The sequence below is a fragment of the Arthrobacter sp. EpRS71 genome (assembly GCF_001512285.1).
GTDB lineage: Bacteria > Actinomycetota > Actinomycetes > Actinomycetales > Micrococcaceae > Arthrobacter.
Genome location: NZ_LNUV01000004.1, coordinates 148,925 through 162,364, shown reverse-complemented (window position 1 = coordinate 162,364; position 13,440 = coordinate 148,925). Strand labels below are relative to the sequence as shown.

Sequence of the window (13,440 nt, the reverse complement as noted above, 5' to 3'; positions counted from 1 at the left end):
TCCTAGACTGCGATTCCGGTCAGTGTGCCTGTGGCAGCGGACTCAAGGTCCGACGGCGAGCTCAGCGTGCCTCGGACAGCGGTGGCCGCGGCCACCACCGGCGAGACCAGGTGCGTGCGGCCGCCCTTGCCCTGGCGTCCCTCAAAGTTGCGGTTGGATGTTGAGGCACAACGCTCTCCCGGCTCCAGCTGGTCCGGGTTCATGCCCAAGCACATGGAACAACCAGCGAAACGCCATTCAGCGCCAAAGTCCTTGAAGACCTTGTCCAGGCCCTCCGCTTCTGCCTCCAACCGGACACGGGCAGAACCCGGGACCACCAGCATGCGGATGTTGGGGTCCTTCTCACGGCCACGAATAATGTCTGCAGCTGCGCGCAGGTCCTCAATACGGGAGTTGGTGCAGGATCCCAGGAAGACCGTGTCCACACGGATGTCCTTCATGGGGGTGCCGGCTTCCAAGCCCATGTACTGCAGGGCACGCTCGGCAGCTGCCTTGGCATTCTCATCACCGAAGTCTTCCGGCGACGGCACCTTGGCGGACAGCGAAACGCCCTGGCCCGGGTTGGTCCCCCAGGTCACGAACGGCTCCAGGGCGTCAGCGTCCAGGTCAACTTCGACGTCGAAGGTCGCGTCGGCGTCGGTGTTCAGCGTGTTCCAGTACTCCACGGCGGCATCCCAGTCTGCGCCTTCCGGAGCGTGGGGGCGGCCCTGCATGTAGTCGTATGTGGTCTGGTCCGGAGCCACCATCCCGGCGCGGGCGCCGGCTTCGATGGACATGTTGCAGATGGTCATGCGGGCATCCATGGACAGCGCCCGGATGGCCGAGCCGCGGTATTCGAGCACATATCCCTGACCGCCGCCGGTGCCGATCTTGGCAATAACCGCGAGGATGATGTCCTTGGCGGTGACGCCGGGGCGCAGGGTGCCCTCAACGTTGATGGCCATGGTCTTGAAAGGCTTCAGCGACAGGGTTTGGGTGGCCATGACATGCTCCACCTCGGACGTGCCGATGCCCATGGCCAGCGCACCGAAGGCGCCGTGGGTTGACGTGTGCGAGTCGCCGCAGACCACGGTCATACCGGGCTGCGTCAGGCCGAGCTGCGGACCCACGACGTGCACGATTCCCTGTTCCTTGTCACCGAGTGAGTGAAGGCGGACACCGAATTCCTTGCAGTTGGCGCGCAGCGTCTCAATCTGCGTGCGGCTTGTCAGGTCGGCAATTGGTTTGTCGATGTCCAGCGTGGGAGTGTTGTGGTCCTCGGTGGCAATAGTGAGGTCCACGCGCCGCAAGGGCCGGCCGGCCAGGCGCAGGCCTTCGAAAGCCTGCGGGGACGTTACTTCGTGGACGAGGTGAAGGTCGATGAAGAGAAGATCGGGCTGGGCATTGGCTCCTTCGCCTTCACCCTTGCGCACTACGTGCGCGTCCCAGACTTTCTCGGCCAGTGTCTTTCCCACGGCCTTGCTCCCTTCACTGCGATTGGCGTGTTGCGTTGTTCTTGTTCCACTGAAGCAGCCCGGCGCCAAAATAGGCCAGCGAAACAACTTGCATCTCAGATATTGAGACGGCAATATCATTACATGGACAATTCTAGTGGAGTCGGTGTCATTGATAAAGCGGCCCAAGTACTCGATGCCCTTGAGGCCGGGCCCACCACTCTTGCGCAACTCGTGGCGGCCACGGGCCTGGCCCGGCCCACCGTTCACCGGCTGGCGCTGGCACTTGTCCACCACCGTTTGGTGAGCCGCGATATCCAAGGACGCTTCGTCCTGGGCAGCCGACTGGTGGAACTCGCTTCAGCTGCCGGCGAAGACCGGCTTATCGCCTCTGCTGGCCCCGTTCTCATTCAACTCCGTGACGCTACGGGTGAAAGCGCGCAGATCTTCCGCCGCCAGGGCGATTGGCGCGTCTGCGTAGCCTCAGCCGAACGGCCCATCGGCCTGCGCGACACCATCCCCGTGGGTACCCAGCTCTCCATGAAGGCTGGCTCAGCCGCGCAGGTATTGCTGGCGTGGGAAGACCACGACCGACTCCTTGAGGGGTTGCAAAACGCGCGCTTTACGCCCACCGTCCTGGCCGGTGTACGACGCCGGGGCTGGGGTCAAAGCCTTGGCGAACGTGAACCCGGGGTCGCCTCCGTCTCCGCACCCGTTCGCGGACCGTCAGGCAGGGTCATTGCGGCAGTGTCCATTTCAGGTCCGATCGAACGCCTCACCCGTCAGCCGGGGCGCCTCCACGCTGAAGTGGTCTGCAACGCCGCCCGGCTCCTGACCGATGCCCTGCGTAAAAACAACGACTAGCATGTACAGCTACGCCGTTTTCCTGCGCGGCATCAACGTGGGCGGCATCAACATCAAGATGGCCGATCTCACCTCTGCACTGAAGGACTACCCGTTCAGCAAGGTCAAAACCCTGTTGGCCAGCGGGAACGTGGTGCTGCAAAGTGAGCTCAGCGCCAAGGACGTCAAAACACAGTTCGAGAAATGCCTGCGGGAAACCTTCGGTTACGACGCCTGGGTGGTTGTCCTCACCGCTGCAAGGGTAGGCGAGTTGGTGGACGCATGCCCGTATCCGGCGGACGACAAATCCATGCACAGCTACATCACCCTTGCCTCCGATACTGCGATGCTTGATGAACTCTTCCAGGCCGGCGAGGCGCTTGGCGGCGTGGAACAGGTGCGGCTCGGCCCGGAGGCCTCCGCTTGGCTGGCCCCTGCCGGCGGAACACTGGACAGCCCCTTCAGCAAACTCTCGGCCAAGGCACGCTACAAAGCCAGCACGACCACCAGGAACCTGCGCACCCTCATCAAAGTCAGGGATGCAGCCGCGTCCCTCTAGGCTCTGTCTTTGATGGTGGGGACCCTCTAGCCCGGGCGTGCGGCCTTGAGGGCTGAGTTGAACGCTTTCAAGCGGGTGATCTCCACGTCGACGGGCTCCACAATCCGCTGCTCGGCAACCGCTGCCACCGCTGCCTTCAACCGCTTCGCCGCCCTCGAAGCCCTGGCACGCGCCGCCCATCCACCAAGAATCCTCCCGGTGATGGCAAGGGCGATTCCCAACACCACTCCCCCGGCAACCATCAGGGTTGGCCACGGCCACCCTTCTGTTCGGGGCACCTCAGGCACAGGCATTTGGAAGTAGCCCAGCGCGGCCATCACACCCAGCCAGCCCAGGCCCCCTGCAGCGAGTACAAGCGCGCTCCATTGGAGGGTATTGAAAAGAAGCCACCACAGGGGACGTTTACCCGCCAAGAGGTCAGTGCTTGCAATCGCTTGATCCAAGGCGTCGGGCAGCTCCTCCCGCCCGTCCCTTGCCGCACTGCGGATCGCCGCACGCCAAGGACCCGGGGCGCCCGCTGAAGCCTCGTCCGCAAAATCCCGCACCGCTGCGTCCGTCCTCGCCCTCTCGGGTGCCCCGGCAGGAGGCAGAGATGTTCTGTTCAGTTCCGGCCTGGTGTCGTCCCTGCCCAGGTTCAGCCGCCGCAACGGGTCGGGCCGGAAACGCAAAAGCCACCGGGTGACGGGCCACCCTGTCCTCTTGGCTGATTCCCGCTTAAAAGATCGGTGAACGGCGTCCACAACCACCGGAACATTTGCCGCCGTCGACAATTCAGAGGCGAGGCGGGCTTTCGTTCCACCTTTGACGCCCCTGGCTTCGCCCTCGCCGGAGGCCTTGGCAAGTTCCGCGGCGGCCTTCGCAACGTCCGCTGCCAGGCGTTCTGTTGTTGCCTCCCGCTGAACCACCACCTTCCTGATCACAGCGCGGAGGCTTTGGACGCCGTCGCCCGTTATCGCTGAGGCGCCAAGGACCCGAACCTTCCCCAAGCCGTCCTGTGCAAGGATCCCTTCCAAAGACTGCATCACAGCGGCAGCGTCGGCCGCGTTGAGTTTGTCCATCTGGTTCAGGACAACCAAGGTCACTGCCCCATGAGTGGCCATGGGGCGAAGAAAATCATGATGCACCGCAGCGTCGGCGTATTTCTGCGGGTCCAGAACCCACACCAGGACATCAACCATGCCCACCATTCGCTGAACGATCTCCCGATTCTCCAGTCTGGTGGAATCGAAGTCCGGCAGATCCAGCAGCACCAGGCCGGTGTTCTCCTCCGCGAGCCCTGGAACCGGTGGCAGCGTATGCCGCTCTTTGACGTCCAGCCAGTCAAGCAACGGCCCGCTGCCTTCCTCGCCCCAAATGCCCGCCAAAGGCGCCGACGTCGTGGGACGCCGAGCCGCGGCAGTTGCGAGACTGCTGTCCGAAACAGCATTGAACAAGGAGGATTTTCCGCTGCCTGTCGCCCCGAAGAATCCCACCACCGTGTGATCTGCCGAAAGAGACCGCCGCGAGCTGGCACGCTCCAAGACCTCGTACACGGATTGCAGATCAGCATCCGGCAGGACACCCTCAGCCAGTTCCCGTGCAGTATTGAGGGATTCAAGCCTGCGCTGCAGCAGCGACGACTCGCGAACCTGTCCGTGGCGGCTCATGCGGCCCCTGCCAGATGGCGCAATGCTTGGGCATACCGGGCGAGGTCGTCCCCGGAGCCCGGATGGGCTGCCTCAAGGCGGCCAAGGAACCGTTCCCTCTCATCGTCCAGGAGCCGTTGGCATTGAGTATGCAGGTCATCCCTGGCCTGCTGGGCCAGACGACGTACGGCGTCCTCACCGAACACCGCTTCAAGCAGCTTCTGGCCAACCACGGCCGTTCCGCCTGCAATGCCGATCTCCAAACCGCTCAGGCCGGCAGTCATGGAGAACACCACCACCATGAGCGCGGCCCCGAGCCCGTTGACGCCGAAGGACAACCAGCGCGCCTGGGTCCGTTTGCCCTGGCCTTGGGTGCGGATCATCTCCATCAGACCCTCCTGCCAGGAACGGATGGCTGCTGCGGCCTTCGCATCGAAGCCTTCGCTGGTACCCGAAAGATCCTCCGAGCCAAGGAGTTCCCGGCCGGCAGCATCCGAGCGCCAGTGCCTGTCCACGTTTTCGGCTGCATTCGCCGCCTCGTCCAGGATCACCGCCTGCAGCCCGGTCTCAATGGCGGTTTCAACCTTCACAGCGGGAGCCGGCTCGCCGCGGAAGAATGCCCCTACCCGGTCCCGCATCCGCCCGATATTCTGTTCAAGCGCCCGGAAAAACTCACCTGTGCCCACAAAATCCTGCCACCGCGCCAGCACTTCGCCGCGGAGCAGAGCACCGTCCCTGGTGGCCTCCAGAATGCGCGAGAGCGCTTGTTCATACTCAGCAACGCACGTCACCCGAAGATCGTGGGCAGCGGCATTCTGGGCGGCAGCGGCGCCGGCGACTCCGTCCAACCTGACACTGACGGCCTTGACAGCGCCATTGAGCGTTCGTCTGGCCACCTCCGCCCGTCCGACTGCATCAGCGGCCAAGGCACCCAGCCACTGGCGTAAGGAAATCACGGACTCCTCCGGAAGCATCCCCAGTGCGTTGAGGGCACTTTCAGGAACAACGAAGAGTTTCGCCTCGGCCAAGCCCTGCCGGTCCAGCATTGCCTGGAGGTCAGTCCTGACTTCCTCGTCCGCGGCAGCCGGCACACGGTCCAGGACAACGGCTACGGTGATATCCCTGGACGCCGCATCCAGGAGCAGGCGCCAGGGTACGGCGTCGGCGTAGCGGTTTGCGGTGGTAACAAACACCCAAAGGTCAGCTGCGGCAAGCAGCTGGCCGGCGAGCCTGCGGTTGTCATCAGAGATCGAGTCGACGTCGGGTGCATCCAGGAGCGCTATTCCCTGAGGAACAGCCGCGTGTCCCACCAGGACCAATGACGTGATGGCCTGCGCATCGGGGGTGGCACCTGCCTGATGCGCCGGCAAAGGACTGTCTGAGACCGTGCCCCGGATCCTGTCCAGGCCCGGAAGAATCCGATGGCCGTCAAACCACTCCGCGTCCAGGGGATGGTGGAGGAGGATGGGCTGGCGCGTGGTGGGCCTGATGGCGCCGGCACGCGTGACCGGGTAGCCGATCAGCGCATTGACCAGGGTGGACTTCCCTGCACCAGTGGAACCGCCAACAACCGCCAGCAGAGGAGCGTCCAGGCTCCGGTAGCGGGGAATCACGTAGTCGTCCAGCTGAGCCAAGGACTCTCGAACCCACTGACGGGCTTCCCGGACTTCCGGTACGGCGAGCGGAAGGGTCGTGGCCGCGAGTTCCGCGCGGGCCGCTTCCAAGGTCTCGACGGCGGCTGCCGCACCAAGGGCTGCTTGGCTGGCCCGGGGTGTTCTCTCATCATCATTAGCGGTCACAGCATCATCATGCCAGTCCAATCCCCGTGACAGGGGCGCCGCAAGCATTGAGGACAAAACCGGAGAAAAAAGAAATCCCCCGGAACCGTGGTTCCGGGGGATTTGTTGGTGACCCCAGCGGGATTCGAACCCGCGTTACCGCCGTGAGAGGGCGGCGTACTAGGCCGCTATACGATGGGGCCTTGCACTTTTTATCACCGTTTCCGGCGATCAAGCTGAATGAGTATTTCACACTTTCAGCTTCGCTCCAAATCGACTCAGCGATCTGAAACATCCGAATTTCCAGCGTGTTGACGCGGATTTTCAGAGCTGGGATACCAGGACTCGAACCTAGAATGACGGTACCAGAAACCGTAGTGTTGCCAATTACACCATATCCCAAAGTGACTTTCGGACCGGAGTTCAACGCTTTGGTTTCCCTCAGCTTTTCCCTCCGTGCCCCTCAGCACGAGTAATGACTCTACCGGAGTCTCGCCACGTGCACAAATCGGAAAGCCGTTACCTGCATCACACGATTCTTACGCAGCGGTGGGAGCCGTCACCAGCAGCCGCGACAGGGAGTCCACTTGGCGTCCGGTGAACTCTTCCACCACTTCCCCGGTCCTGTTCAGCCATACGCCAATCAGCCCTGCTGCCGTTGCACCGTCAGCATCAAGCAGCCTGTTGTCGCCAACATACAAGGTCTCCGCCGGCCCTGTGCCCAACTGGCGCACGCCTTCGAGGTAGATCGCCGGGTCCGGCTTTGGCACACCTACTGTGTCCGTACCTACGAGGATCTTGATCCTCGACAGGCCTGCACCGTCCAGCTTGGCCCGCTGGTAATCATGCACGTTGTTGCTGACGGCGCCATAGGGAATTCCTGCGGCATCGAGGGCGTCGAGTACGCCTTCAACGTCGTCAAAAGCCCGCACATACGCCGTCTGGCGTTGATGGTACTCGGCCACCCAGGCTTGGGATTCTTCGCCATCCTGAAGCTCCACGCCAAAGTGTCCCAAAGCAGCCCTGCCCCGCAGGAGCCGCTGCTCATTGAAAGTCAGCTCCCCGGCCAGATAGCGGTCGTAGAAGTGCGTGGTCTCGTGCGTGAAGATGCGGCCGAACTTCACCCACCCGGCCTGGTCCAGGCCGGGCAGGAGATGCTCGCTGACATCGCGGAGTGCCGTTGTCATGGCGTACTCAAGGTCCACCAAGGTGTCGTCAATATCGAAGAGGACACCACGGACGGTGCCGAAGGAACGTGAGATGGCCATGACTGCTTCTGCTGCTAGCCTCGGAAGGCGCGGACACGGGCGAGCGAGGAATCCTTGCCAAGGATCACCATCGACTCGAACAAGGGCGGAGAAATGCGGCGTCCTGAGATGGCCGTACGCACTGGACCGAAAGCTGCCCGTGGCTTGATGCCCAGATCCTCCACCAATGCCTGCTTGAGCGCGGCCTGGATATTCTCGGCCGTCCACTCACCGATCGGTTCCAGCGCCGCCAAGGCAGCGTCGAGTACTTCCTCCAGGTTCTGCGGAAGTCCCTTGCGGGCATCGTCGGCAACGTCAATCGCGTCATCGGCCTTGAACAAGAAGGCCAGCATCTCCGGAGCTTCTCCCAACAAGGTGATGCGTTCCTGTACCAGAGGAGCTGCCTCTGCGAGGATCTCTTCCTGCCGCGGGGTCAGGATTTCCCCTACGAAACCAGCAGCCCGGAGGTAAGGCACCAAGCGTTCCTTGAAGTCCTCCGGCGCAAGCAACCGCACGTGGGTTCCATTGATGGCTTCAGCCTTCTTGATATCGAAACGGGCCGGGTTGCCCAGGACATCGTGGATATCGAAGTTGGCTACGAGCTGCTCCACGGTGAAGATGTCCTCGTCCGCGCTCAGTGACCAGCCAAGGAGCGAGAGGTAGTTGAGCAGACCCTCGGGGATGAATCCACGTTCACGGTGCAGGAACAGGCTGGACTCGGGGTCACGCTTGGAAAGCTTCTTGTTGCCCTGGCCCATGACATAGGGCAGGTGGCCGAACTCCGGCATGTACTCGGCCACGCCGATGGCGTAGAGGGCGCGGTACAGCGCAATCTGACGCGGAGTGGAACTGAGCAGATCCTCGCCGCGAAGAACGTGGGTGATGCCCATAAGAGCGTCGTCCACAGGGTTCACCAGCGTGTAAAGCGGAGCACCGTTGGCGCGCACAACAGCAAAGTCGGGAACCGAACCGGCCTTGAAGGTAATCTCGCCGCGGACCAGGTCGTTGAAGGTCAGGTCCTCGTCCGGCATGCGGAGGCGAAGGACGGCCTCGCGACCCTCGGCTTTGAATTGTGCCAGCTGCTCATCCGTCAGGTGCCGGTCGAAGCCGTCGTAGCCCAGCTTGGGGTCGCGGCCCGCCGCCTTGTGGCGTGCTTCGATCTCGTCAGGCGTTGAGTAGGACTCGTAAACGTGTCCTCCGGCTTTGAGCTTGGCGATGACATCCTGGTAGATGTCGCCGCGCTGCGACTGCCGGTACGGCTCGTGCGGTCCGCCAACTTCCACGCCCTCATCCCAGTTGATGCCGAGCCATTTCAGGGCATCCAGCAACTGGTGGTAGCTCTCTTCACTGTCGCGGGCCGAGTCCGTGTCCTCGATGCGGAAGATCAGCTTGCCGCCGGTGTGGCGTGCGTACGCCCAGTTGAACAGGGCAGTGCGGATCAGGCCAACGTGCGGTGTTCCCGTGGGCGACGGGCAGAAACGGACGCGGACCGGAGTCTCGGCGTTGACGGCAGGGATGGCGCTGGAAGCAGCGTTCGACGCAGAAGCAGTAGTCATAGTGGTTCCAACTTTACCGCTTGGCGACGCGTCGGTTTCCCGGCCGGAAACGCCCGACGGCGGCCCTTGCCTTCCGTGTGAAAGGCAAGAGCCGCCGTCGGTCTTCAACGACTGGCTGGGAGCCTAGCGGCGAACCACCGGGTTGGAAAGACGGCCAATGCCTTCGATCTCCACTTCAAAACGGTCGCCCTCCTTGACCAGGCCCACACCGGCGGGGGTGCCGGTCATGATGACATCACCTGGAAGCAGCGTGAATGCGTGCGAAACGATCGAGACAAGCTCGCGTACGCCGCGGATCATCTGGTTGGTGCTGCCATCCTGGCGGAGTTCGCCGTTGAGGCGGCCTTGGATGGTCAGGTCCTCGTGGTCAAGATCGGTTTCGATCCACGGGCCCAGAGGCGCGGAGGTGTCGAAACCTTTGGCCCGTGCCCACTGGAGGTCCGTCTTCTGGACATCGCGGGCGGTGAGGTCGTTGCCGCAGGTGTAACCGAAGATGACGTCGTCAACACGGTCCTCGGGAACGTCCTTGCAGATCCGGCCGATCACTACGCACAGCTCAGCCTCGAAGGAGACCTCCTCTGAGAACGAGGGGAGGACGATGGGATCGTTCGGGCCGACCACGGAGGTGTTGGGTTTCAGGAACAGCAGCGGCTGCTGGGGAACCTCGTTGCCAAGTTCTGCGGCGTGCTCGGCGAAGTTCCGGCCGACGCCAATAACCTTGCTTCGGGGAATGATCGGAGCGAGGAGCCGCACGTCCTCGAGCTTGTGCTTCACGTGGGTACGTTCAACGCCATTGAAGAAGGGGTCGCCGTTGATGACAGTGATTTCCTCACTGCCGGGCTCGCCTTCAACAACGCCGTAAAGGGGATCAGAATCAACTACAAACCGGGCGATACGCATGGGCTCAAGCCTACAGTCCGGGCCTAGCTTCGGAGGTAATCCAACTGGGCGGCGACGGAAGTCTCGGCCGCCCACCTGACGGAAGGGGCGACGTCGGGATAAACGGCATCGGTGACGGCTGGTATCGATGCATCCTGTCCGAGATTTTTCAGCGCCGTCCTGATCTGGTCAAGCCGCTGCTCACGGTGGTCCCGGTACTCGCGGCACTTCTCGTCCAGGGCAGGCAGCACCGGACCGTGGGCGGGGAGGAGGGTTGCCGGACCCAGCTCTTCGAGCCGGTCCAAGCTTGCCAGGTAATCCCCCAGCCGACCATCCGGGTAATCCAGGACAGTGGTTCCACGGCCCAGGATGGTGTCGCCGGTCAGGACGGATCCTGTGGGGCCGTCATGAGGGAGATGGAAGCAGAGGGAGTCCGACGTGTGGCCCGGGGTTCCCACCACGCGGATCTCCACGCCACCGGCCGTCAGCACTTCCCCGTCCTGGAGCGGCTCACCACCATGGCAATGCTCCGGCAACGCAGCGCGGACCGGCGCCCCGGTGATCTGGTGGAAACGCGCTGAAGCCTCGGTATGGTCCGCATGCCGATGAGTAATGAGGACCACGTCCACAACACCAGCCGATGCCAACGCAGCCAAGTGGTTTTCGTCATCAGGGCCGGGGTCCACCACCGCGACGTAGGGCGAACCCGGGGCGCCAATGACGTAAGAGTTGGTGCCGTCCAGGCTCATCGGGCCCGGGTTCGGGGCCAACCGGAAGCGGGTGAGCTCGCTGCTGCGCTGCAAGGAAGAGGAGTGGCCGGTGGATGATTCACCGGAAGTCCCCATGGATTCTGAAGTCACTGTCCCATCTTGGCACTGAATCCACGCTCTCTCACATCCCACGCCCTTCCCACCACCCCTCTCTCACATCCCGCGCCCTTCCCGGGCTAGACGCCGGCTGGCAGCTGAGGTGCCAGGATCGACAGCGTTAGAACGCCCGAGGGAACTGCGAGGGGGGTTGGCGCAAACCCGAGGGAACTGCCAGAGGGATCGACGCAAACCCGAGGGATGTGATCGAGCGTCCGGGGAAGCAGAACGGCGGCCCTCCGCTTGAAACCAAGTGGAGGGCCGCCGGCGTGTGGTGAGTAGGAAGGTTAGACCAGGCGGGTCAGCCAGCCATGGGTATCCTCGACGGTGCCGGTCTGGATGCCCAGAAGCTGCTCACGGATGGCCATGGTGGTTTCGCCAGCCTTGGCATCCTCGGCGCCGATGAACTCGGTGGCGTCCCTGAGCACACCGATCGGCGTGATCACGGCTGCCGTGCCACAAGCGAAAACCTCAGTGATCTCGCCGGAAGCGACGCCGTCGCGCCACTCGTCCAGGGTGATCTTGCGCTCGGAGACCTCACGGCCCATGTCCTTGGCCACCTGGATTACGGACATGCGCGTCACGCCTTCCAGGATGGTGCCGCTGAGCGCGGGAGTGACCAGGGAACCGTCCTTCATCACGAAGAAGACGTTCATGCCGCCGAGTTCTTCCACGGCGTCGTCGTTGAAGTGGTCCAGGAAAAGCACCTGCTTGCAGCCGTTCGCTTCGGCTTCCTGCTGCGCGATCAGGGAAGCAGCATAGTTGCCTCCGCACTTGGCCGCGCCGGTCCCGCCACGGCCGGCACGGGCGTATTCACGGGAGATCCAGATGGAGACGGGCTTGAGCTCCCCACCAAAGTAGTTGCCTGCGGGTGAAGCGATAACCCGGAAAGACACTTCGCGGGCAGCCCGAACTCCGAGGAAGGCCTCCGTGGCAATCATGAACGGACGCAGGTACAGGGCCTCGCCGTCGCCGGACGGAACCCATTCCCGATCTGCCTGCACCAGTTCCCGGATGGCGCCCAGGAAGTACTCCTCGGGCAGCTCAGGAAGGGCCAGGCGGCGGGCCGACTTGTTCAGGCGTGCAGCGTTGGCTTCGGGCCGGAAGGTCCACACCGAGCCGTCGGCGTGGCGGTAGGCCTTGAGTCCTTCGAAGATCTCCTGGCCGTAGTGCAGAACCGCGGCCGAGGGGTCCAGGGAAATGGGTCCGTAAGGCTCGATCCGGGCGTTCTGCCAACCGCCATTGCCATCGGCGTCAACCTTGTAGTCAACGACGGCGGTGTGGTCGGTGAAGTAGTCGCCAAATCCCGGGTTCGCCAGGACGGCTGCACGCTCCTCAGCAGACTTCGGTGTTTCCGAAAGCTGCTGGCTGAATTCGACGCCATGGGCAGTCTGAGTCATGTTTCCTCCACAGTCAGCTACCTGGCAGGGCGAACCGGGCCCAGAAGGGTGTGGTTCAGCGATGGACCAGGGAAGCAGGTAAATAATTCAAGACAAGCTTACGCCTGAGTATTGGGCCTAAAGTGCGGCCGCAATAGCGTCGCCAATGGCAGCTGTGCTGCGTGGCTCGCCGGTGCGGCTCTCGACGTCGGCGACTACTGCCGCTTCGATCTTTCGGGCCGCCGTGGTGTAGCCAAGGTGGTCCAGGAGAAGCACTGCGGAGAGGATGGCCGCGGTGGGATCGGCTTTCTGTTGTCCGGCGATGTCCGGAGCGGAGCCGTGGACGGGCTCAAACATGGACGGTGCTGTGCGGTCCATGTTGATGTTGCCCGATGCCGCCAGGCCAATGCCGCCGGTAACGGCAGCAGCGAGGTCGGTGAGAATGTCGCCGAAGAGGTTGTCGGTGACGATGACATCAAAGCGCGAGGGCTCGGTCACCATGAAGATGGTGGCCGCGTCGATGTGCAGGTAGTCGTGGGTGACCTCGGGGAATTCCTGGGCCACGGCCTCCACAGTCCTCTTCCAGAGGTGCCCGGCAAACACGAGCACGTTGTGCTTGTGGACAAGGGTGACGTGCTTGCGGGGACGCTCGCTGGCACGGCGGAAGGCGTCACGGACAACGCGCTCCACACCGTGGGCGGTGTTAAGTGACACTTCGGTGGCGACCTCGTGCGGCGTTCCGCCGCGCAGCGTGCCACCGTTGCCCACGTACGGGCCCTCGGTACCTTCCCGGACCACAATGAAATCGATGGTGCCGGGGTTGGCCAAGGGGCTGCCGACTGTGCCATAGAGGCGGGACGGGCGCAGGTTCACATAGTGGTCAAGGCTGAATCGGAGCTTCAGCAACATCTCGCGTTCAATGATGCCGGAAGGGATGCGGGTGTCGCCCGGCGCAGCGCCTACTGCACCAAAGAGGATGGCATCGCGGGTCCGCAGATCCGCCAGAACCTCGTCCGGGAGCGTCTCGCCAGTCTCAAGCCAGTGCTGGGCACCGAGCTTGTAGTTGGTCAGTTCAAGGGCGACGCCTTCGGCGGCGACGGCCTTTTCGAGGACCTTGACGGCTTCGGCGATGACCTCTGGGCCAATGCCGTCGCCAGGGATGACAGCGAGATTGATGGACGTTGCACTCATAGCTCTATCTAGCCAAGCAATCCACATGCTGGTCAAAATCGTCTCATTCTGCGAACACTCCACGTCGTGCCGATTCAGACCACG

Annotated in this window: 11 protein-coding genes and 2 tRNA genes; 2 read left to right on the top strand and 11 right to left on the bottom strand. The window is 63.0% G+C overall.

The window, feature by feature from the left end; translation table 11 throughout:
* Window positions 1-2: 2 nt before the first annotated feature.
* The gene (gene leuC / locus AR689_RS08120; RefSeq protein WP_062068928.1) at window positions 3-1,454 is read right to left on the bottom strand and encodes a 3-isopropylmalate dehydratase large subunit; all 1,452 of its coding nucleotides are present in this window, start codon (window positions 1,452-1,454) and stop codon (window positions 3-5) included.
* A 123-nt stretch (window positions 1,455-1,577) separates the two neighbouring features.
* Between leuC and AR689_RS08115 the strand changes: the two genes are divergently transcribed.
* Together AR689_RS08115 and AR689_RS08110 are read left to right on the top strand one after the other, a co-directional pair.
* On the top strand, window positions 1,578-2,297 hold the full coding sequence (locus tag AR689_RS08115; protein WP_062068926.1) for an IclR family transcriptional regulator: 720 nt from the start codon (window positions 1,578-1,580) through the stop codon (window positions 2,295-2,297).
* Between the two features lies 1 nt (window position 2,298).
* A complete protein-coding gene (locus tag AR689_RS08110; RefSeq protein WP_062068924.1) occupies window positions 2,299-2,835 on the top strand; it encodes a DUF1697 domain-containing protein in 537 nt (178 codons plus the stop codon).
* A gap of 26 nt (window positions 2,836-2,861) precedes the next feature.
* Here AR689_RS08110 and AR689_RS08105 read toward each other — a convergent pair whose 3' ends face one another.
* From AR689_RS08105 to AR689_RS08060, 10 genes are all read right to left on the bottom strand, one after another.
* Complete coding sequence (locus AR689_RS08105) at window positions 2,862-4,481, bottom strand: GTPase (RefSeq protein ID WP_062068922.1); 1,620 nt, start codon at window positions 4,479-4,481, stop codon at window positions 2,862-2,864.
* Window positions 4,478-6,259, bottom strand: coding sequence for a dynamin family protein (locus tag AR689_RS08100; protein ID WP_062068920.1), 1,782 nt, complete (start codon window positions 6,257-6,259; stop codon window positions 4,478-4,480). Before AR689_RS08100 ends, AR689_RS08105 begins: the two co-directional genes overlap by 4 nt.
* A 106-nt stretch (window positions 6,260-6,365) precedes the next feature.
* A tRNA-Glu gene (locus AR689_RS08095) sits at window positions 6,366-6,441 on the bottom strand.
* 127 nt (window positions 6,442-6,568) lie between these two features.
* Window positions 6,569-6,640 (bottom strand) — tRNA-Gln (locus tag AR689_RS08090).
* Window positions 6,641-6,777: 137 nt separating this feature from the next.
* Complete coding sequence (locus AR689_RS08085) at window positions 6,778-7,506, bottom strand: HAD family hydrolase (protein WP_062068918.1); 729 nt, start codon at window positions 7,504-7,506, stop codon at window positions 6,778-6,780.
* Between the two features lie 14 nt (window positions 7,507-7,520).
* Window positions 7,521-9,041, bottom strand: a complete 1,521-nt coding sequence (gene gltX / locus AR689_RS08080) for a glutamate--tRNA ligase (RefSeq protein ID WP_062068916.1) — start codon at window positions 9,039-9,041, stop codon at window positions 7,521-7,523.
* Window positions 9,042-9,164: 123 nt separating this feature from the next.
* Window positions 9,165-9,941, bottom strand: coding sequence for a fumarylacetoacetate hydrolase family protein (locus tag AR689_RS08075; RefSeq protein WP_062068914.1), 777 nt, complete (start codon window positions 9,939-9,941; stop codon window positions 9,165-9,167).
* 23 nt (window positions 9,942-9,964) lie between these two features.
* Window positions 9,965-10,765 (bottom strand): MBL fold metallo-hydrolase, encoded by an 801-nt coding sequence (locus AR689_RS08070; RefSeq protein WP_062069645.1) that lies wholly within the window; start codon window positions 10,763-10,765, stop codon window positions 9,965-9,967.
* A 308-nt stretch (window positions 10,766-11,073) separates the two neighbouring features.
* Entirely contained in the window at window positions 11,074-12,186 is a 1,113-nt protein-coding gene (locus AR689_RS08065) for a branched-chain amino acid aminotransferase (protein ID WP_062068912.1), read from the bottom strand.
* A 117-nt stretch (window positions 12,187-12,303) separates the two neighbouring features.
* Window positions 12,304-13,356, bottom strand: coding sequence for a 3-isopropylmalate dehydrogenase (locus AR689_RS08060; RefSeq protein WP_062068910.1), 1,053 nt, complete (start codon window positions 13,354-13,356; stop codon window positions 12,304-12,306).
* Between the last annotated feature and the right edge of the window lie 84 nt (window positions 13,357-13,440).